The 19,471-nt window shown below is 65.2% G+C and carries 17 protein-coding genes and 1 pseudogene; 7 read left to right on the top strand and 11 right to left on the bottom strand.

The features are described 5' to 3' along the window. Positions 1-10: 10 nt before the first annotated feature. Positions 11-307, bottom strand: coding sequence for a helix-turn-helix domain-containing protein (locus VGE27_RS06705; protein WP_331048869.1), 297 nt, complete (start codon positions 305-307; stop codon positions 11-13). 83 nt (positions 308-390) lie between these two features. Between VGE27_RS06705 and VGE27_RS06700 the strand changes: the two genes are divergently transcribed. The 3 genes from VGE27_RS06700 to VGE27_RS06690 all read left to right on the top strand — a co-directional run bounded on the left by VGE27_RS06700 (position 391) and on the right by VGE27_RS06690 (position 1,766). Then, positions 391-756 (top strand): VOC family protein, encoded by a 366-nt coding sequence (locus tag VGE27_RS06700; protein ID WP_331048868.1) that lies wholly within the window; start codon positions 391-393, stop codon positions 754-756. A 120-nt stretch (positions 757-876) separates the two neighbouring features. Next, on the top strand, positions 877-1,308 hold the full coding sequence (locus tag VGE27_RS06695) for an OsmC family protein (RefSeq protein WP_331048867.1): 432 nt from the start codon (positions 877-879) through the stop codon (positions 1,306-1,308). Positions 1,309-1,448: 140 nt separating this feature from the next. After that, positions 1,449-1,766 (top strand): metalloregulator ArsR/SmtB family transcription factor, encoded by a 318-nt coding sequence (locus VGE27_RS06690; RefSeq protein WP_331048866.1) that lies wholly within the window; start codon positions 1,449-1,451, stop codon positions 1,764-1,766. 21 nt (positions 1,767-1,787) lie between these two features. On the opposite strand, the gene VGE27_RS06685 is transcribed toward VGE27_RS06690, so the two are convergent. The 5 genes from VGE27_RS06685 to VGE27_RS06665 all read right to left on the bottom strand — a co-directional run bounded on the left by VGE27_RS06685 (position 1,788) and on the right by VGE27_RS06665 (position 8,986). Beyond that, positions 1,788-1,991, bottom strand: a complete 204-nt coding sequence (locus tag VGE27_RS06685; protein ID WP_331048865.1) for a YgaP-like transmembrane domain — start codon at positions 1,989-1,991, stop codon at positions 1,788-1,790. Beyond that, positions 1,991-5,227, bottom strand: coding sequence for an efflux RND transporter permease subunit (locus VGE27_RS06680; RefSeq protein ID WP_331048864.1), 3,237 nt, complete (start codon positions 5,225-5,227; stop codon positions 1,991-1,993). Before VGE27_RS06680 ends, VGE27_RS06685 begins: the two co-directional genes overlap by 1 nt. Positions 5,228-5,229: 2 nt before the next feature. Further along, complete coding sequence (locus VGE27_RS06675) at positions 5,230-6,330, bottom strand: efflux RND transporter periplasmic adaptor subunit (protein ID WP_331048863.1); 1,101 nt, start codon at positions 6,328-6,330, stop codon at positions 5,230-5,232. 4 nt (positions 6,331-6,334) lie between these two features. After that, positions 6,335-7,759: a TolC family protein gene (locus VGE27_RS06670; RefSeq protein WP_331048862.1), complete on the bottom strand. Its 1,425-nt coding sequence runs from the start codon at positions 7,757-7,759 to the stop codon at positions 6,335-6,337. Between the two features lie 144 nt (positions 7,760-7,903). Next, positions 7,904-8,986 carry an alpha/beta hydrolase family protein gene (locus VGE27_RS06665; RefSeq protein ID WP_331048861.1) on the bottom strand — a complete coding sequence of 361 codons (1,083 nt, stop codon included), beginning with the start codon at positions 8,984-8,986 and terminating at the stop codon, positions 7,904-7,906. Positions 8,987-9,165: 179 nt separating this feature from the next. On the opposite strand from VGE27_RS06665, the gene VGE27_RS06660 reads away from it, so the two are divergent. After that, positions 9,166-9,750 (top strand): hypothetical protein, encoded by a 585-nt coding sequence (locus VGE27_RS06660; RefSeq protein WP_331048860.1) that lies wholly within the window; start codon positions 9,166-9,168, stop codon positions 9,748-9,750. 26 nt (positions 9,751-9,776) lie between these two features. Here the strand turns inward: VGE27_RS06660 and VGE27_RS06655 are convergent, their stop codons facing one another. From VGE27_RS06655 to VGE27_RS06645, 3 genes are all read right to left on the bottom strand, one after another. Then, positions 9,777-10,748 (bottom strand): hypothetical protein, encoded by a 972-nt coding sequence (locus VGE27_RS06655; protein WP_331048859.1) that lies wholly within the window; start codon positions 10,746-10,748, stop codon positions 9,777-9,779. A gap of 74 nt (positions 10,749-10,822) precedes the next feature. Continuing rightward, complete coding sequence (locus tag VGE27_RS06650) at positions 10,823-11,965, bottom strand: hypothetical protein (RefSeq protein WP_331048858.1); 1,143 nt, start codon at positions 11,963-11,965, stop codon at positions 10,823-10,825. Positions 11,966-11,973: 8 nt separating this feature from the next. Then, positions 11,974-12,750 carry a DUF1028 domain-containing protein gene (locus VGE27_RS06645; protein ID WP_331048857.1) on the bottom strand — a complete coding sequence of 259 codons (777 nt, stop codon included), beginning with the start codon at positions 12,748-12,750 and terminating at the stop codon, positions 11,974-11,976. 199 nt (positions 12,751-12,949) lie between these two features. On the opposite strand from VGE27_RS06645, the gene VGE27_RS06640 reads away from it, so the two are divergent. Then, positions 12,950-15,883 carry a M14 family zinc carboxypeptidase gene (locus tag VGE27_RS06640; RefSeq protein ID WP_331048856.1) on the top strand — a complete coding sequence of 978 codons (2,934 nt, stop codon included), beginning with the start codon at positions 12,950-12,952 and terminating at the stop codon, positions 15,881-15,883. 112 nt (positions 15,884-15,995) lie between these two features. Here VGE27_RS06640 and VGE27_RS06635 read toward each other — a convergent pair whose 3' ends face one another. After that, a complete protein-coding gene (locus tag VGE27_RS06635; protein WP_331048855.1) occupies positions 15,996-17,480 on the bottom strand; it encodes a serine/threonine-protein kinase in 1,485 nt (494 codons plus the stop codon). A 120-nt stretch (positions 17,481-17,600) separates the two neighbouring features. Here VGE27_RS06635 and VGE27_RS06630 point away from each other — a divergent pair, with 120 nt between their 5' ends. Beyond that, positions 17,601-18,746, top strand: a complete 1,146-nt coding sequence (locus tag VGE27_RS06630) for an alpha/beta fold hydrolase (protein WP_331048854.1) — start codon at positions 17,601-17,603, stop codon at positions 18,744-18,746. After that, positions 18,743-19,183, top strand: a complete 441-nt coding sequence (locus VGE27_RS06625; protein WP_331048853.1) for a DUF983 domain-containing protein — start codon at positions 18,743-18,745, stop codon at positions 19,181-19,183. Before VGE27_RS06630 ends, VGE27_RS06625 begins: the two co-directional genes overlap by 4 nt. Positions 19,184-19,264: 81 nt before the next feature. On the opposite strand, the pseudogene VGE27_RS06620 reads toward VGE27_RS06625, so the two are convergent. Continuing rightward, positions 19,265-19,471, bottom strand: a pseudogene (locus tag VGE27_RS06620) (hypothetical protein); the annotation flags it as partial.

The raw sequence follows: 19,471 nt of genomic DNA, 5'->3' as shown, positions 1-19,471 counted from the left end.
CGGGCCGCGGTCAGCTGCGACGCCAGGGACGAAGGGGGCGGTAGGTGGGCACCGCCGTGGCGGCCGGACGGGTCACCGCCACCAGCTTGCGGTGCACCAGCCAGCTGATGGCATTCTGCACGGTACGCTTGGACAGCCCCGTGCTCTCGGCGATGTCGAGCAGGGCCACGGTCACCGTCTGTTTGCCGGCGGCGCTGGTGTGCCGCACGAAGTAGAGGTAGACCAGAAACGCCGAGGGCTGTCGGTCATGCCCGACCAGGTCGGCCATGAGGGTGTCGAGCACATACGGGTCGAGCGCAATGGACACGGGGGCGGTCTCCTGTGGAATTCATTGCCATAGTAAAGCTTGCCCGTCTTGCGCGCGAGTCAGGGAAACGCGATGGTGACGCCATGATCAAACGCGTGAAGTTCATCAGCATTCCCGTCCACGATCAGGACCGGGCTCTGGCCTTCTACACCGAGAAGCTGGGCTTCAAGGTGGCCACCGACGCCCCGATGGGTCCGGGCATGCGCTGGATCGAGTTGCGCATCCCGCGGGCCGAGACGGGGGTGGTGTTGTTCACCGCACCGGGGCAGGAGGCGTGGATCGGCCAGTTCATGAACCTGTCCTTCGAGTGTGACGATGTGGTCGCTACGGCCGCCGCGCTCAAAGCCGCAGGGGTGGAGCTGGTGCAGGAGGCCAAGGTCGAGTCGTGGGGCACGTCGGCCATCTTCAGGGACAGCGAAGGCAACCAGTTTGTGCTGTCCACCGGCTGAGTCCGCGACAGGCCCGGCAACGGTTCGGCGATTCGGGTAGCGGGGACCGGGTTGTGGGGTATCCTTCCCCTCGTCCTGCCCTCGGCATGCGGGGGCCTACCCAGTCAAGGATCCGAAATCATGGAACGCACTGCGACAGCCGTCTGGAATGGCAGCATTCGTGAAGGAAGCGGAACGCTCACCACGCCCAGCGGTGTGCTCAACGCGCAGCCGTATTCGTTCAAGCTGCGCTTCGAAGATGAATCGGGACGGAGCGGCACCAACCCTGAGGAGCTGATCGCCGCGGCACATGCGGGCTGCTTCACCATGGCGCTGTCGGGCCAGCTCACGAAGGCCGGGCACACGGCCACCGAGCTGCGCACCAATGCCGTACTGTCGCTGGTGCAGGAGGCCGGTGGCTACACCATCGCCAAGATCCAGCTGCAGCTGACGGCCACGGTGCCGGGCATCAGCGAGGAGCAGTTCCAGCAGCTGGCCACGATCGCCAAGGAAAATTGCCCCGTGTCGAAGGTGCTGAGGGCCGAGATCACACTCGACGCGACGCTGCTCTGACGAGGAGCGCGCCGACGAGGTGCGCGCTGACGAGGGGTCCCAGGCTACCGGCGCATCACACGGATGCGCCGGTTTCTGGTTTTTGTTATATTCCTATGTGTGTATTTGTGTAACTCTTGTCGGGCGTGCCGATGAAACGCATGAGTCAGGAACTGCTCGACCTCGTCGCCGAACGATTCAAGGCGTTGAGTGATCGCGCGCGTCTGAGCCTGCTGCAGGAGCTTCGCGGCGGGCCCATGACCGTCAACGAGCTGGTCGAAGCCACCGGCATGGGACAGGCCAATGTGTCCCGTCATCTGGCGCAGCTGTTCGCGAATGGTCTGGTCGCCCGGGAACGGGATGGCGTCTTCGTGCGCTATGAGCTGGCGGACCGGGACGTGCTGAAACTGTGCGAGCTGGTGTGTGGTCGTCTCGAGACCGAGCTGACCGAACGACGAAAGGTCGTCACCGGACGGTAGTCAGCCCGTCGAAAGCCGTCGTCAGCGCCTCGGCCTACATCCAAACCATCCGAGGCGGGCAAATATCTTCTCAGGCAGACAGAAGCCTGTGAAGCTCGATTGCAGCAGGTTGAAGGCCGCAAAGGCGGCGAGCCAGAAGAATCGGTCGGATGCGGTGAAGCCGAGGATGACGGACAGCAGGACCACCGAGCCTGCCAAGCGACGAATGATCTTCTCGTGGCACATCAGTCGTGGTGCTCCGTATGCAGAGGGGAATCGACCATCGGAGGCGCGTTCCGGCGCAGCTCCCAGTACAGCAGGGGCACGACGATCATCGTGAGGAGCGTCGCTGCCACGGCTCCACTCATGAGGGCCACGGCGAGCCCCTGGAAGATGGGGTCGAGCACCATCACCAGCCCGCCCACCACCACCGCGGCGGCCGTGAGCACAATCGGGCGAAATCGCACCGCACCCGCTTCCAGTACCGCCTCGACCAGATTGCGGCCGCGGGCTTCCTCGAGCTGGATGAAATCCACCAGCAGAATGGAGTTGCGCACGATGATGCCGGCCAGTGCGATCATGCCGATCATGCTGGTCGCCGTGAAGAACGCGCCACTCAGGGCATGGCCCGGCAGGATTCCGATGAGCGTGAGCGGAATGGGCGCCATGATCACCAGCGGAATGGAGAAACTCTGGAACCAGCCCACCACGAGCACGTAGATGAGCAGCAGCACAATGGCGAATGCGAGGCCCAGATCACGGAACACTTCGATGGTCACCTGCCACTCGCCGTCCCATTTGATGGCGGTTTCGGTCAGTGATGCGGGTGGCACCGCGTTGTAGATCCCCACGGTCGCGCCATTCACGGTCAGGGCGCTGATCTGGCGGTTCATGTCAAGGATGGCGTAGACCGGCGCCTCGATCTCACGCGCGACGTCTCCAGTCACATAGATGACGGGACGCAGGTCCTTGCGGACACGCACGCTCTCGCGCACACCGTCCACCACGGTCACGAAACGACCGAGTGGCTGCAGGCCCTGTTGAGTGGCCACGGGCAGAGACAGAAGTCCCTGCACGTCTGATCGCTGGGCTTCTGGCAACCGCGGTATGAGGGGGACAGCGCTGCGCGCGGTCGTCGAGCTCAGGACACCGCTGGTATTGCCCGACAGCGCCATGTACAGGGTCTGCGTGATCTGTTCGACGCTCGCCCCGCTCTCGGCGGCACGGACCCGGTCCACTTTGAAAGTCTTCCGTTCCTGTGGAGCTTCCACGGTCCAATCCACATCGACCACGCCTGGTGTACGCTCGAAAATGGCCTTCACTCTGGTGGCAGCTTCGACGCGTGCCGCATCGTCGGGCCCGTACACCTCGGCCACGAGTGTGGACAGAACCGGCGGGCCTGGCGGAATCTCCGCGACCTTGGCCGAGGCATGGTACCGCGCGGCAATCGAATCCACCGCGGGGCGCACTGCCACCGCGATGGCATGACTCTGCCGGTCGCGCGCGTCCTTGGGAGCGAGGTTGACCTGTACGTCGGCCACATTGGGGCCTTCACGCATGAAATAGTGGCGCACGAGACCATTGAAGTTGAATGGCGCTGCCGTGCCCGCGTACACCTGCGTGCTGATCACTTCGTCGACGGTGCCGAGATAGGCGGCAATCTCCGACGCGGCCCGATTGGTCGTTTCGAGCGACGTGCCCTCGGGCAGGTCGAGTACCACCTGAAACTCGCTCTTGTTGTCGAAGGGCAGCATCTTGACCTGCACAGCTCGCAGCCCGACCAGCGCCATGCTGCCCAGCAACAGCACGCCCACCACGCCGTAGAAGCTCCATCGGGTGCCACGCCGTTCGATGAGCGGCAGCATCAGACGACGGTACCACCGACCAACTGTCGTTTCGGCCTCGACCGGATGGGCGATCGAGCCGTGTCCGGTCCCCACATGGCCCTCGAGCAGTCGGTACGCCATGTAGGGCGTGACGACGAAGGCCACCGCCAGCGAGGCCAGCATGGCCACCGACGCGCCCACGGGAATGGGTCGCATGTATGGGCCCATCATGCCGCTCACGAACGCCATGGGCACGATGGCAGCAATGACGGTGAAGGTGGCGAGAATGGTCGGATTGCCCACCTCGTCCACGGCGTCGATGGCCGCGACATGGGCTGGACGATTGCCCATGGCCAGGTGGCGATAGATGTTCTCCACCACCACGATGGCGTCGTCCACCAGGATGCCGATGGAGAAGATGAGCGCAAAGAGTGTGATGCGATTGAGCGTGTACCCCAGCGCATAGTACACGAAGAGCGTCAGGGCCAGTGTCACCGGGACGGCCACCAGCACGACCAGCGCTTCGCGCCATCCGAGGAACAGCCAGATGAGCACCGTGACGGACAGCGTGGCGATGACGAGATGCAGGATGAGTTCCCGGGCCTTCTCGCCGGCGGTTTCTCCGTAGTCACGCGTGATGTCGAGTTGCACACTCGACGGCAGCAGTCGCCCCTTGGCCGCGTTCACGCGGGCGAGCACGGTTTCCGTGACCTGCGTGGCATTGGCTCCCCGCCGCTTGGCCACGGCGACGGTCACCGCAGCCTCGGCCGGCGACTCACCCGCACGGTGCGACACGTACGACGTGACTTCGCCAAAATCATCCCGGACGTCAGCCACGCTGCGGAGATACACCGGCCGATCGCCCGGCATCGCGACCACGACGCTGCCGACTTCCCGTGCATCGGTGAGCGGCGCACCCACAGCGATCTGCACCACGCTGTCGTTGGTGGTGAGCGTTCCCGCGTCGAGTCGCGCGTTGGCGTTGCGCAAAGCGACAGCCACCTCTCCCGGCGATACGCCGGCTGCGGTCAATCGCGCGGCATCCAGCCAGACGGAGATCTGACGTACGGCCCCTCCCGTCACGAACGTTTCCGCGACGTCGGGCACCGTGCGGATTTCGTCTTGGAGGTGGACCGCGATCTGCCGCAGGGTGTTCGCGTCCACTTCATTGCCGTGCAGTGTGAGTGTCAGCACGGGAACATCGTCGATGGAGTGCGACTTGATGACCGGCGGCAATGCGCCAGGAGGAAGCGCACCATTCAGCGACGAGCCATTGGCAGATGCCCCAAGGCTGCCCGCCAGCTTGGCCTGCACCTTGGTGACACTCCGCTCGGGGTCTTCACCCACCGTGAACCGCACGGTGGCCATCGCGTAGCCATTGCCCGATGTGGTGTACACGTGTTCGACACCGGGAATCTCCATCATGCGCTGCTCGAGCGGGCGCGCCAGCAGATTCTCTGCCTCGGCCGCCGTCGTGCCCGGCATGGCCGAGATCACGTCGATCATCGGCACGGAAATTTGTGGTTCCTCTTCGCGCGGTGTGGCCAGAATGCCCAGTCCACCCACCGCCAGCGAAGCAATCGTTGCCAGAGGTGTGAGCTTGGAGTGCAAGAAGGCTCTGGCGATGCGTCCGGAAATTCCCCAGGCGTTGGACATGGTCAGAGCGCACCGGGGGTGACGGACGGCGTGGAGACCGGCGTTTCCGACGGCACCACGATGGTCTCACCGGCCCTCAGGCCGCTGAGCACTTCGGCGTGTGTGGACGTCTGCGCACCCAGACGCACCCATCGGCGGTCGTCCTGGCCGTCGTGGCGAACCACCACCCCCACCAGGTCGCCATCACGCACGAGCGCCCGGTGGGGAACGGCAATCACCGGGCGGGTGCCCATGGGCACATGCAGTGTTGCCGTGCTGCCTGCGCGACGTCGTGCATCCCTGTTGCGAATCAGCGCGTTGACGGTGAACAGACCGCCAGCGCCTGCCGGTATGATGCCCTCCACCGTGGCCGTGGAGGAGTCACCATCCACCTGCGCCGCCAGCAAGCGACCCGGCCGCAACGTGCGCGCGACATCCGCCGGCACCGAGGCGGTGAGTCGCAATGACGACACGTCCTGTACGGTGATGAGCGGCGCACCGGGGGCCGCCAATGCGCCGACGTCGGCCATGCGCTGGGTCACCATGCCATCGAAGGGGGCACGGACCGACGCGTAGCTGCGAACGACCTCGAGTTCGGCAGCCCCGGCTCGGCTCGCGCGCAACCCGGCCTCAGCGCGTGCGAGCGCGGTGAGCGCCGACTCGTATTGCGCACGCGTGGCGGCGGAGTCATGGTAGAGCGCTGTGAAACGGGCGGCGTGCGCGGCGGCTTCATGCTGTGCGGCTTCGGCGCCGGCGACGGAAGCGGCGGCCTGGGTCGCCTTGGCCACAAGATCGCGGGCGTCGATGTCGACCAGCGGCTGACCGGCGCGCACCATCTGCCCCTCGTGCACATGCACGCTCACGACGGTGCCCATCAACCTGGTGCTGAGCGTGGCCTGCTGTACCGGTTCGGCCACTCCCGATGCGTCGAAAACGATACTCAGTGTGGTCTCGGCAACGACTATGGGTGTCCCCGCGACGGCTGCCCGCCCGGACCCGGGGCTGCGAGGCACCGCGTCTTCGCCACTGCAGGCAACGAGTACGGCGCTGACGATCGACAGCGCGGCGAGCGTCAGCGAATTCTGACGGGAGACGACGGAACGGGCTGAGAGAGCGACAGTCATCCAACTACTCCCGAGTGGGCTCAGTGATCGAGGCAATGGATGCGGGGGCCAACTGGGCAAGGGCCGCAGGATCCGCACCGGTCGCGCGGCGATGCGCCGCGACCGCGACGATGGCTTCGTATCGCGCGGCCGCATGTTTCAGTGTGGCTTCAGTCGCCATGGCGTCGGCGCCCAGCAACTCGGCGATAGTCGCGAGCCCTCCGGCATAGCGCCTTTCCACCAAGCGGCGCGCTTCACGGCTCTGTGTTGCTGCTCGTGCGGCCAGATCGAGACGGGATTCTGCGAGGGAGAGACCGCGCGCGGTTTCATCGGCTTCGAGCGCCGCCTGCGCCGCGGCGGCTTCACGTCCCACGGTGGCGAGACGCATCCGCGCCTGCGCGCCGGCGATGTCGGCGAGCTCTGCGCCGCCACCGAAGAGGGACCAGGACGCCATGACGCCCACCGTCCAGTTCGGCCTGCCCGCATAGAGTGTGGCGGGTGAGTGCCAGTCGTAGCGCGCAAAGCCGTTCACGCGAGGCAGCACGGTGGCGGACGCCCGATGGGCATCGAGTCGGGCGGCGTCGAGACCGAGTTGGGCCGCACGGACGTCGTCACGTTGAAGAGCGGCCGACTCGGGCGATTCCGCCGTGGAGGTCGGAGGCTGCCGCAGCAGCGCCTGTACCAGGGAATCGTCCGGCAGTGCATTCGGCAGCAGGGGCAGCGTGGCCCCCTCCGGTGAGGTCCGGCCAAGCAGCAGCAGCAGTTGCCGCGTGGCGGTCGACGCGTCGTGTCGCGCGGTAGTGAGTTGCAGGGTCACATCGGCCGCTCGCACCCGGGCCTGCAAGGCGTCGGCGTGGGTGACGAGACCCTGTTCCATCATGTGCTCCACCTGTTGCACCACACTGTGGGCCGCAGCCTCGGCTCGAGCGAGGGCCGCCACCTTCTCCCCGGCCAGTATCGCGCCGTAGTAGGCACGCACCACGTCGTAACGAACCTGACGGTTCGTCCATTGCGCTGCCGCCTCGCTGGCGCGCGTGGCCGTCCGGGCGGCCATCCATCCGCTCAGCGCATCGGCGTTGAGCACGGGGACATCGAGCACCACCCCACTCTGCACATTGTTGATCGGATCGGGGGCGTTGAGCCGTGCCGGGTCGAACGCCGTCGATGTCGCGCGCCGCTGCCGCAGCTGGGTGCCGAAGGCCCCGATGGGATCGGTGGTGCGCAGGAATCCCGTTTCCAGACGGGCCGACGGAAGTATCCCTTTGAGGGGAAGCGCGGCCCGCGCGTCCGCTGCGGCCACCGCGCCGACGGCCTCGCGGTTGGCAAACGCCGCGCGATCAGCTTCCGCCAGTGCATCGGCCAGTCGCAACCGCTGGGGCGACTGTGTCTCGGCCAGGGTTGGCAAGGCGAGCAGGATCGCCCACTGGATGGATCTCTTTGATGTTGGCATATGATCATATTACTAAATATGTATATGTTGACTGTCAAGCCGGGCCCACCCTGACGCGGTGGGCCCGGCTCGACGACGCAATCGGCTATCTGGCGTTCAGGCGCGTGGCAGACGGATCGGGGCGCCCGCGCGGTCGGCGTTGTATCACTTCCCCAGGTGTTTGTCGATGAAGGCCCAAGTCAGGTTCCACGAATCGATCTGCTCCGGCGAATCATCACGAAGCAACGTCTGGCGGTTGGTGCGACGATTAAACGTGTGACCCACGCTCACCGGGCCCGGCGTCGGGTTCACGTAGATCTTGGTCTCGGCCAGCTTCGGCTGCCGTGCGCGCAGTGCGTCGATCAGCGGGCGGGCTTCCTCGAAGTTCACGTCGGTGTCGTTGGTGGCCACATGCACGAGGATCGGCGACTTGAGGCTGTCGACCCAGTAATACGGCGAGCGACGGATGTACTCTTCACGCTGCTCGAAGGGGAGCCCACTCAGTCGCGACTGCGTCGAAAAGGACCGCTGGTAGGAGGGGCCCTTGAACGACAGACGGAACAGCAGGTTGGTCACGGGCACCATGGCCACACCAGCCTTGAACGGCGAACCCTGCGCTTCACGCGTCAGCAGCAGCGTGGTGATGTACCCACCATGGCTCCAGCCCATCACGCCAAGGCGCTCGGGGTCGACATACGACAGGCCCTTGAGCACCGAGACGGCCGACTCCACGTCATCCACTTCGTAGCCACCGTAGTCGATGGCGTTGTGCAGGGCCTTGCCGTGACCGGTGCTGCCGCGGTAGTCGGGGGCGACGATCGCGTAGCCCTTCTGCGTGGCTTCGATGATGAACGGCAGGTACTGCGTGTCGAAGTTGCCGTGCACGCCGCCGTGCACCCACACCATGGCCGGGTGCGCCTTGTCTCCCTTCGTCGTGAGCGGCTCGAACAGGTAGGCGGGGATCTCCAGTCCGTCCGCCGTGCTCTTGTATGTGACCTTGGAGAACTTCATCACCCCCTTGCTGCGGGCGGCGAAGACGCTGTCGAACTTCTGCTTCTCCTTGATCGCCCCGTCGTAATCGGCAACGGGATGGTCCTCGTGCTTGTTGCTCACATAGAGCAGCGCGGCGCGCGCCGAATCCATCTTGACGGTTTGGCGCGGCGGACGGGCACCCTGCTGGGCGTCCAGCGAGGTGGTGAGTCCGGCCGCCAGCAGCGAGGCGGCAATCCAGGGGCGGAGTTGGGTCATCGGACGGGAAGGATGCGGGAGCGAGCGAGGGCGCCGCAGGAAGGGTGGGCGCCGGTGGTGGAACAGTCACACCACCCTGAACAACGCATCAACGGTATCTTTGCTGACATTCCGCGTCCAGCGCAGGCCGCACATCCGCGCCGTGCCCGCTGGCGCCTAGCCGTGTCAGCCCGCTTCCCATGTCCAGCCTTCGTCGCACCACCCGCGTCGTGCTCTCTGTGGCGTTGCTCTCCGCCGTCCGCACGGTGGGTGCCCAGGCTCATGCGCACACCCCAGGCATGACCCATCCGGCTACTCCAGCACCTGTCGAGGCGGGCCAGAGCGCATTCGCCGCGCTTGCGGAAATCGTCAAACTGCTCGAATCCGACCCGCGCACCGACTGGAGCAAGGTGAATCTGGAGCGGCTCCGCCTGCACCTCGCCGATATGGACATGGTGACACTGCGCACGCGAGTCGAGGCGACCTCCGTACCCGGCGGCGCACAGTTCGTGGTACGGGGATCGGGTGAGGTGGTTGGCGCAGTGAAGCGCATGACCGGCGCGCATGCAGCCATGGTCGCCGCCTCCGGTGGTCCGCAGCTTCAGCGTACCGAGCTGGCCGACGGCGTGCGACTGGTCGTCACCGCGCGGGATCCCAACGATGCCACAGCCGTGGCGCGCATCCGCGGGTTGGGCTTCATTGGGCTGATGACCAGTGGCGACCACCACGGCGCGCACCACTTGGCGCTTGCCCGCGGCGACGCAATGGCCGGCCACGGGCACTAGTCACATCATCCTGTGCGGCGAGCGTCCTAGCGCTTGATCCAGCGCGGGTACTGCTGCCGCACGTTGTCGTTCGTGAGTCTGGTGAGCGCCGAGCCGTCGGGATTCACCGTGTACAACTCGAGATCGCCGTTGTCGCTCATGTTGGACACGAAGGCGATGCGGGAGCCATCCGGTGACCACGCGGGATGCCGACTGCGATTGGCGTACTCGAAGCTGCGCTCGGCACCGGTGTTGAGGTCGCGCGTCATCAGGATCTGACGGCTCGAGCTCAGCGTGCGAATGAAGGCGATCGTGCGTCCATCCGGTGACCACGCACCGTCGATATCGCTGGATGCGGCGTTGGTGACCTGCTGAAGCAACGTGCCGTTGGCGCGCATCGTGTACAGGTGCAGCGTTCCGGGCACGCCCGCCGAGAAGATGAGGCGGCTGCCGTCGGGCGACCACGATGGCGACGTGTAGGTGTATTCGAGCCCCGGCGCCATCGCGAGTGCCAGCGGAGCCGTCATGCGTCCGTCGATGTCCGTGAGGTGGATATGCGAGAACAGCGACTCGCCGGCGAGTGCATAGGCAATGTGCCCGCCATTCGGAGCCATCGACGGTGCGTGTTCTGTGCCACTCGGCAACGCAAGCCGACGCGGCGCGGATCCGCGCGTCACCACCCACAGGTCCTGATAGTCGTAGTCGACATCGCCGACCGACTCGCCCACAAACACCACCCGCTGCCCATCCGCCGATACCGACGGACTGGATCCGTGGATCTCCTGCCCGAACAGTGGGGAGATGGTGCCGTTGTCGGTGCGGTATACCATGAGCCGAAGGCTCGGGATGCCCTCGGCGCCGGGCTGGGTGGACTCGAACAACAGGTCGTACGACGGCGTGTCCTCGGCCGGCGGCTCGAGTGGCGTGTCGTAGGTGCAGGCGGTGGCGCTGAGCATGGTGCCGACGAGCGCGAATGTCTGCGCTATCGTGCGTGCCCAAAATCTATGTGTCACAGTCATGGCTCGTCCGGTGATGATGTGCCGCGCGAACGGGCGCGCACATGCGGGTCTGCCATGCTGTACCGCGCGCCCGTTTAGCGCGTCACACCGAAGATCGGCAAGGGGGGCGCAGCCCGGACTTCAGCAGAGCGCCAATTCCGTCCCAGTAGTGCGGCGATGGTTGCAGCCATCTGGGCCTGTTCAGTGGGCGTATTGGCACGCACGCCACGCGATGGTGTGTCCGGTCCGATGACGGCGCTCCACAGGTATTCGGCGCCCGTCACATCTTCACCGTGATCGCTCCATGCGCGTCCGGTGCCACGTCCGTGGTCGGTGGTGAACAGCATCGTCACTTTGCCACGCGTGCGAGCGTTCGACTGAAAGCGTCTCCACAGCTGTTCGAGATACCGATCCACCTGCCGGACGGACTGCAGGTACATGTCGTACTCGCCGGCATGAGCCCACTCGTCGGTCTCGCCATAGCCAATGAACAGCACTTTGGGCATGCGTTCGTCGAGTGCGGTGAGCATGGACTGGTGCATGAGTGCGTCCATGGCATTGTCGGCCCACAGGCGCGTGCTGTTCGCATAGAGATCGCGCAGCAGTGCGCGCCGTACATCACCACCAGGCGGCACGGCACGATCCCATCCATCGTACACCGGCACGCCGCTGCGATCGGTGTTGATGATGCGCCGGAAGGCGTTCCATGTCGCAAAGGCTTGTACCTGGCCGGCGAACTGGGTATCGCGATTCAACCACTCGAACACCGTGACGTTGGGATTCGGTGGATAGCCGTTGCTGTCGATGCGGCGATCCACGTGACCCGTGAACGTTTCGCTGTAACCCGGATAGGAGAATTTGAGCGTGTTCTTCGTGCGGGCGCGGCTGGCGCTGCTGCTGTCTCCGAAGATCTGTCCTTCACGTGCGATGGTGTTCCATAAGAACGGCATCAGCGCCGCGCGACGGGATTCCGGCGTGTCACGCCAGAAATCACGCAGGATGGCGGTGGTGTCGCCCACCTTGCCTTCCTTGCCGATCAGCGCGCGTTCGGCGCCGCGAAACACCTCCTGCCACCGCAGACCGTCGGTGATGACCAGCACCACGTACTCGGTTCTGGGCTTGGCAGGTGGCGTCTGATCCGAGTCCTGCGCCGATGCTGCCCATGGCATTGCACACATCGCCAATGCCAGCAGCAGTGTCGTGATGAGGTGACGCAGCGGGGACATCGTGAAGGACATCGTGAGGCTCATCGACGCGGCCGCCGCTGCGTGGCGGCCTTCTCCACCAGACGGCGCAACTCGCGGATGGGTTCCGGGTTGTCGTCCACCTGCAGCCGCAGCACCACATCGTTGTGCAGCCATACACCCGCGTCCTTCTTCACGATCAGCATGGCCGCTGATTGCATACCGCGTTTGTCGCCGCCCGCCTGCTGACCCGCCTCGAGCGCGGCCAGCAGGCGCAGCGACAGGTGACCTTCCGTGCCTTCGAACGCGCGCACCATCGCGTTGACCACTTCCTCGCCGGCCAGGATGTTGCCCTGCGCCGTGCAGTACTTGCCCTGCTTGTCGCCCGCCCACTCCGATGCCTTGGGGCCGGTGAACGCCGCCACGTTGCCCTTGGCATCGATCACCGCGAACTGGCGCCCCTGCTTGGTCCAGTCGGCTGGCCGAGGGTCGGGGTCGCGCTCCCAGATCTGCCTGACGATGTCCGTGGGCTTCATCCCCTGCCGGAGCAGTGTGATGGCCTGCGGGCCGTAGCTCACGTCCACGATAGCCTGAGTGGCCGCCGCCCCCACGCCGGCCTCGGCCCACAGCACGCCGTTGCCCACTGAAAACACACGGGACTGGACAGCGCCGCCCACCTCGCCCGTGACCGGGTCGTAGCCCAGGATGGAGAAGGTGGCCACCGGTGGCCACGGTGCGGCGGGCTGTGCCATCACCGGGGCCGACGTGGCACCGATCGCGGCACCGAGCGTGGCGACGATGGTGGCGCCGGTGCGGGCGATGCGCTGCGCGAGAGACATGCGACGGTCGGATTGAGGGAGGTCCGGATGCGATTTCACCGCGACTGGGCGGTGGGTTGTGGGAGAATGTCCGCTCCGGGGACGATGGGCGGAACCCGGGCCCGATGCCGAGCGCACGACCCCGCTTGTGCGTACGAAGCATATGGGTGCGATCATACCCTCAATCCCGCTCCTCCCCCCACACATTGCGGAGTCCCCGATGTTGCGTGGCACACCCCGGCGTTGGACATGGCGATCTCCTCGCCATGCGGTCGCTCTGCTGGCCCTGACTGCGTCGCCGTTGATGGCGCAGGGCGGCGCGCAGCAGATCGACCAGGAGTACACAGCGAAGATCAAGGAGTATCTCCAGGATTCTCGCATCACGACCGAGCTGGTGGACCACCTGCCGGCGTCGAGCACGGTGCCGACCCCGCTCAAGTTCCACGGCCGCATTGTCGGCACGCCCGGTGAGCTGACGTACGCGAAGGACATCCATCGCTACTTCGAAGCGCTCGCCAATTCGTCCAAGCGCGCCAAGTACTGGACCATCGGCAAGACGGAAGAAGGCCGCGACATGGCCGTGCTGGCCATCGCCGACGAAGCCACGATCGCCAATCTGGAGAAGTACAAGGGCGATCTCGCCGCGCTCACCGATCCGCGCAAGACGAGCGAAGCCGAAGCGCAGCGCCTGATCGGCAGCACCAAGCCGATCTACTGGATCACGTCGGGCATGCACTCGCCCGAGACAGGCGGGCCGGAAACGCTGCAGGAACTGGCGTACCGCCTGATCGTGCAGGAGACGCCGTACATCCAGGGCATCCGCGACAACATCATCACCTTCATCACGCCCGTCATCGAAGTGGACGGTCGTGAAAAGCAGGTGGACACGTACTACTACAACAAGACGCTGGCACCGGGCCTCGCCCGCCTGCCGCTCATGTACTGGGGCAAGTACGTCGCGCACGACAACAATCGCGACGGCATGGGCCAGTTCCTCGCGCTGACGAAGCACGTCAACGATTTCTTCCTCGCGTGGAAGCCGCAGGTCATGCACGATCTGCACGAAGCGCAGACGTACCTCTACAGCTCCACCGGCACGGGTCCGTACAACGACGCGGTCGATCCGATCACGGTGAACGAGTGGTGGACGCTCGCCATCGAAGACGTGCGCGAAATGACCAAGCGCGGCGTGCCGGGCGTGTTCACGTACGGCTTCTACGACGGCTGGACGCCGAACTACATGTTCTTCGTGGCGCACACGAAGAACGCCATTGGTCGCTTCTACGAAGTCCAGAGCTACGGTCCGGACAACTACGAAGTGCGCCCGGGCCCGACGACCACCAGCAAGGAATGGTTCCGGCCCAATCCGCCCCTCCCGTTCATCAAGTGGGGCCCGCGCAACAACGTGAACATCCAGCAGTCGGGCGTGCTGATCTCGCTCAAGCACTTCGCCGACAACAAGAAGATGTACCTCGAGAACTACTGGCTCAAGAACAAGCGGGCCGTGGCGAAGGGGACGACGGGTGAAGGACCGTTCGCGTGGGTGATTCCGGCGGGCCAGCGTCGCAAGGCCGATGCGGCCGACGCGGTGAACGAACTGCGCAAGCAGGGTCTCGAGCTGCACATGGCCACCAGCGCGTTCCGCGTGGGCACGCTCGATGTGAAGCCCGGCGACTGGATCGTGCGCGGCGACCAGCCGTATCGCACGCTCGCCGACATGTACCTCAGCATCCAGAACTATTCGCCCACGAACCCGCGTCCGTATGACGACACGGGTTGGACGTTCCAGTTCATGCGCAACGTCGCGATCTTCCCGATCGCCGACAAGAGCATCCTGACGCAGCCGATGAACGCGGTGAACGCGAAGGTCGTGGCCGCGGGTGGCATCGAGGGATCGGGCCCGGTGCTCGTGCTCGAGCACACGTCGGACAACAACCTGATGAAGTTCCGCACCACGTTTGCGACGACGAAGATGTTCGCCGCCGAGGCGGAGTTCCAGGCGGGTGGCCGCACGTTCAAGCCGGGCGCGTTCATCGTGCCGGCCGGCGACCGTGCCAAGATCGAAGCGTCGCTCAAGGAACTCGGTCTTTCCGCCGTGGCCGTTGCGACCGCACCGACCGTCAAGCAGCATGAACTCGACCTGCCGCGCATCGGCTATGTGCACGCCTGGCAGCGTACGCAGGACGAAGGCTGGGTGCGTGCGGCGCTCGACACGTACGGTATCCCCTACACGTACTTCGGCGACATTCGCCTGCGTGAAGGCAACCTGCGTGCGAAGTACGACGTGATCATCTACCCGCACGTCGGTGGCAGTGCGCAGTCGCACGTGGCCGGCATCATCAAGAACGGCGACACGCCGCTGCCGTACAAGAAGACGGCCAAGACGCCCAACCTCGGTGCGCTCGAAACAGCCGAAGACATCCGCGGTGGTCTCGGCATCGACGGCCTCACCGAGCTGTACAAGTTCGTGCAGGCGGGTGGTACGCTCATCGTGGAAGGCTCCACGTCCACGATCTTCCCGGCGTACAACCTGACCAGCGGCATCAACATCGAATCGCCGAGCCAGCTGTTCGCGCGTGGTTCGATCATGCGGGGTGTCGTGACGGACAAGGCGAGCCCGCTCGCCTACGGCTTCGACAGCCAGCTCCCGGTGTACTTCAACCAGGACCCGGTGCTCAACGTCGGTGGCTCGGCCGGTCTGTTCGCGGGCGTGCAGGGTGGCGCCGGTGCGGCGCTGGCCCAGAACGTCACGCCGAATGCGGCGCCGCTGCGTCTGTCCACGTGGAACTTCAACAAGCCTGATTCGGTGGGTGCACCAGCCCCGGCCGGTGCAGCCCGTGGCGGTCAGGGCGGTGGTGGATTCGGCGGCGGCGGCGGTGGTGGCGGCATGTTCGGCGGTGCCACGGGCATCGACGGCACGCGTCCGCGCGTCATCCTGCAGTTCCCGGCCAACGCTGGCGACATGCTGCTCTCCGGCACGCTCGCCGGTGGGGAAGCGCTGGCCAATCGCGCGCAGCTCATCGATGCGCCGGTCGGCAAGGGACACGTGGTCATGTTCGCCATCCGCCCGTTCTGGCGCTGGCAGACACAGGGCACGTTCTTCCTCGGCTTCAACGCGCTGCTCAACTGGAATGACCTCGACGCCGGCAAGTAAGGCGATCAGGCAGTCTGGCAGGTAGACAGAAGGGGCGGCTCCGATATTCCGGAGCCGCCCCTTCGACGTTTCAGCGATCGCGCATCAACCGTACGCGCTGATTATTTCCTGACTATTTCGGTGGCACAGTGGTGTCGCGCTTGATGGCCGACGAGTCGACGACGGCGGGAGCTGCACTATCCCGCTTGGGAGTGGTGGGCGTCGAGTCCGCAGCACGACGACGTGTGCGACGCGGAGCCGCCACCGGAGCAGGGGCCACCACTTTCGTGGAGTCCGCCACCGTGGAATCAGAGCCGACCCACCCGGAAATCGTCGAACGTGCCTTGCTGGATACCGCACCGATGCGATCGGACACGTTGTGCATCGTGCTGCCTTCGGGCTGGCTCTCGCCGTACCACCAGAGACCATACGTGAACACGCCAAGCAGCACGATATAGGGGAACACCGACCGACGGCGTCCCATGTGCACCGGATCCTTGCGCGAACGACGCAACGGTTCTGGCGGTGGAGCGTGCTGGCGCTGCGTGTTGTTGCCCGCCGCCGGCGTGCGTACGACGGAACCATCGAGCGGCGTGCGGGACGCCACGTTGCTGCTGATGCGTTGACCCAGTGCATGCCGATAGATCTCGGCGGTCTGCGTTGGCGTCATCTCCGACACGGAGTCAGCCAGCGCGTTGCCGAACTCCCCGATGGTGGCGTAGCGATCCACCGGATCGGGCGCGAGCGCCTTGTCGAACACATCCTGCAGGGACAACGGCCATTCGAGATCGCTGCGCACCTCCTCCAGGCGACGCGGACGGCTCGTGAGACGTGCGATCAGCGATTCCTTCGATGACGCACTCACGAACGCATCGTGGCCGGTGAGGGCCATGAACGCCACCAGTGCCAGCGAGTATTGGTCGGAGCGCACGTCGAGCACATCACCGGACAGCTGTTCCGGCGACATGTACTCCGGTGTGCCCACCGCGAAGCCGGTGCGCGTGACCTGTTGCGCACTGCGGTCCATCGAACGCGCGATACCGAAGTCCACCAGCTTCACGACAAACGTGCCATCGGCACGCTTCGACACCATCACGTTGTCGGGCTTGATGTCGCGATGCAGGATGCCCAGATCGTGTGCCGATTGCAGCGCGTCCGCCGCCTGCACCATGATGTCCGCACCAACCACGGGGTGCAGCGCCACCTCACGCTTCAGAGTGGCCGCGAGCGACTCGCCATCGACGAACTCCATCGCGAGATACACGAGGCCTTCGTCGGTCTCACCGAAGTCGAAGATCGCCGCGACATTCGGATGATTGATCTTGCTGGCGTTCTCGGCCTCGCGCGTGAAGCGCTGCAGCGCCTCCGGTTCATGCAGCAAGGCCTGCCGCATGATCTTGATCGCGCTCTTGCGCTTCATGCGGATATGCTCGGCCAGATACACCTGACCCATTCCGCCTTCACCGATGCGCGAGATCACGCGATAGCGGCCGCCGACCACCTTCCCGACGAGATCACTCTCGTCGACGATGGTCAGCGACGAGCCATCCTTTGCGCAGAACGCAACGGTCTCGTCGTACGTCTCGCCACACTTGGGGCAGCTTCGCCGATAGCTCACAGCAGCGAACCTACCAGTGTGATTGCCGAAGGCAAGCACACCCCAAGGTCGGATTTCGTAACGAGCATACGGTTGAGGTCGCTTGGCTGTTTTTCCATGGGATCCGCGTATCTTGCATACATGCCCACACTGACGCGCCACTTGGCTCGCTCGTTCAAGACGACTCACCTGGGCGCCAAGGCGGCCCGGGCCGCCCTCTTCTTGTTGTTGGTCGGACCTGCCCTCGTGTATGCGCAGCAGCCTGCCGCATCGGGCTGGGCGCAGGCCGGCAAGCAGGGGGAGGCGGTGCTCCGCAACGTCACGTTCATCGACGGCACCTCGCTCCCCGAAGTCCGCGTGCACTACACCACGCTGGGCACCCCCCGCAAGGATGCCCGGGGTACGGTGCGCAACGCGGTCATGATCCTGCACGGCACCGGAGGCAGTGGGCGGTCCTTCCTGACCCCCACCTACGCCGGAGAGCTCTTCGGCCCCGGCCAACTGCTGGACAGCAGCAAGTACTATGTGATTCTGCCCGACGGCATCGGCCACGGAGGCTCCAGCAAGCCCAGTGACGGCGCTCATGCGAAGTTCCCCAAGTACGGCTATGCCGACATGGTGTCGGCCCAGCACCGGTTGCTCACCGAGCACCTCGGCGTGAATCACCTGCGCCTGATCATGGGCACCTCCATGGGCTGCATGCAGGCCTGGGTGTGGGGCTACACGCACCCGGCATTCATGGACGGCCTCGCGCCGCTGGCCTGTGTGCCGTCCCAGATTGCCGGCCGCAACCGCATGATCCGCACGATGGCTATGGACGCCATCCGCGACGATCCGGCTTGGCAGGGCGGTGAATACAAGACGCAGCCGCCCGGCCTCAAGGCGGCCCAGATGCTGTTGTACATGATGTCGAGCGCGCCGCTGGTCCAGCAGGCGCAGGCGCCTACGCGGGACAAGGCCGATTCGGTCATCCGCGCCTACCTCGACGCACGGATGCGTACCACCGATGCCAACGACTTCCTCTACCAGTTCGATGCGTCACGGGACTACGACCCGTCGACGCGGATCGGGGAGATCAAGGCGCCGGCGTTGTTCATCAACTCGGCCGATGATCAGGTGAATCCGCCTGAACTGGGGATGGCCGAGAAATTCGCGGCGCAGATGCCGAAGACTCGGTTCATCCTGCTGCCCATCACCCCGGAAACCCGCGGACACGGTACGCATTCACAGCCGCGCATCTGGGGCAAGTATCTCGCCGAGTTCCTCGGCACACTTCCGGAACGATGAGCCCAACAACGACCCGTGCCACCACCTGGCAGCTGATTACGCGCGCTGTCCGGTTGCGCTGCCCGCACTGCGGCGGTCGCGGCATCTTCAAGAGCTTCTTTGCCCTCAAGACCAACTGCCCCACCTGCGGGCTGCGTCTCGAGCGTGGAGAGGGCGACTACTTCGTTGGTGCGTACCTCTTCAACCTCATTGCGGTCGAACTGATTCTCGCGTTCTGCGTGGGATCCTTTGTGATCGCGACCTGGCCCAATCCGCCCTGGAACGTCATCACCTACGTGACCGGCTTCCTGATGTTGGCGGGCTGCGTGTTGTGTTACCCGTTTTCCAAGACGACCTGGCTGGCCGTCGATCTGGCCATCCGCCCGATGAGTTCCGAGGAACTCAATTGGCATCGGGAAGGTGGCAGCATGGGCGAACGCGAGCTGCCGCACGTTTGAGCAAATCGAATGACAGGAAAGCAAACGCGGCGCGCATCGTCATGATGCGCGCCGCGTTTGTTGATGGGGCAGCCGTCGCGATTACTTCTCGGTGATGATCAGGTAGCGCGAGGCGGCCCAGAACTTCGCCGGATCGGTCACGCGGATGCTCTCACCGCGGAACGAGCCATCCTTTTCCTTCTTCGCCACTTCGATCAGGCCCACGTCGTGGCGCGACACGATGCGATACGGCCGGTCGCTGCGCGGCAGCGGAATCGTCAGCACATCACGACGATCGGCGCGCGTGAA

Source organism: Gemmatimonas sp. (assembly GCF_036405635.1).
GTDB lineage: Bacteria > Gemmatimonadota > Gemmatimonadetes > Gemmatimonadales > Gemmatimonadaceae > Gemmatimonas.
This window is presented reverse-complemented; position numbering and strand designations above follow the sequence as displayed.

Bases quoted from the DNA above. Each gene is read 5' to 3' on its own strand.
- VGE27_RS06700 (WP_331048868.1), top strand. From the start codon at position 391: ATGATCAAACGCGTGAAGTTCATCAGCATTCCCGTCCACGATCAGGAC.
- VGE27_RS06695 (WP_331048867.1), top strand. From the start codon at position 877: ATGGAACGCACTGCGACAGCCGTCTGGAATGGCAGCATTCGTGAAGGA.
- VGE27_RS06690 (WP_331048866.1), top strand. From the start codon at position 1,449: ATGAGTCAGGAACTGCTCGACCTCGTCGCCGAACGATTCAAGGCGTTG.
- VGE27_RS06685 (WP_331048865.1), bottom strand. From the start codon at position 1,991: ATGTGCCACGAGAAGATCATTCGTCGCTTGGCAGGCTCGGTGGTCCTG.
- VGE27_RS06680 (WP_331048864.1), bottom strand. From the start codon at position 5,227: ATGTCCAACGCCTGGGGAATTTCCGGACGCATCGCCAGAGCCTTCTTG.
- VGE27_RS06675 (WP_331048863.1), bottom strand. From the start codon at position 6,330: ATGACTGTCGCTCTCTCAGCCCGTTCCGTCGTCTCCCGTCAGAATTCG.
- VGE27_RS06670 (WP_331048862.1), bottom strand. From the start codon at position 7,759: ATGCCAACATCAAAGAGATCCATCCAGTGGGCGATCCTGCTCGCCTTG.
- VGE27_RS06665 (WP_331048861.1), bottom strand. From the start codon at position 8,986: ATGACCCAACTCCGCCCCTGGATTGCCGCCTCGCTGCTGGCGGCCGGA.
- VGE27_RS06660 (WP_331048860.1), top strand. From the start codon at position 9,166: ATGTCCAGCCTTCGTCGCACCACCCGCGTCGTGCTCTCTGTGGCGTTG.
- VGE27_RS06655 (WP_331048859.1), bottom strand. From the start codon at position 10,748: ATGACTGTGACACATAGATTTTGGGCACGCACGATAGCGCAGACATTC.
- VGE27_RS06650 (WP_331048858.1), bottom strand. From the start codon at position 11,965: ATGTCCTTCACGATGTCCCCGCTGCGTCACCTCATCACGACACTGCTG.
- VGE27_RS06645 (WP_331048857.1), bottom strand. From the start codon at position 12,750: ATGTCTCTCGCGCAGCGCATCGCCCGCACCGGCGCCACCATCGTCGCC.
- VGE27_RS06640 (WP_331048856.1), top strand. From the start codon at position 12,950: ATGTTGCGTGGCACACCCCGGCGTTGGACATGGCGATCTCCTCGCCAT.
- VGE27_RS06630 (WP_331048854.1), top strand. From the start codon at position 17,601: ATGCCCACACTGACGCGCCACTTGGCTCGCTCGTTCAAGACGACTCAC.
- VGE27_RS06625 (WP_331048853.1), top strand. From the start codon at position 18,743: ATGAGCCCAACAACGACCCGTGCCACCACCTGGCAGCTGATTACGCGC.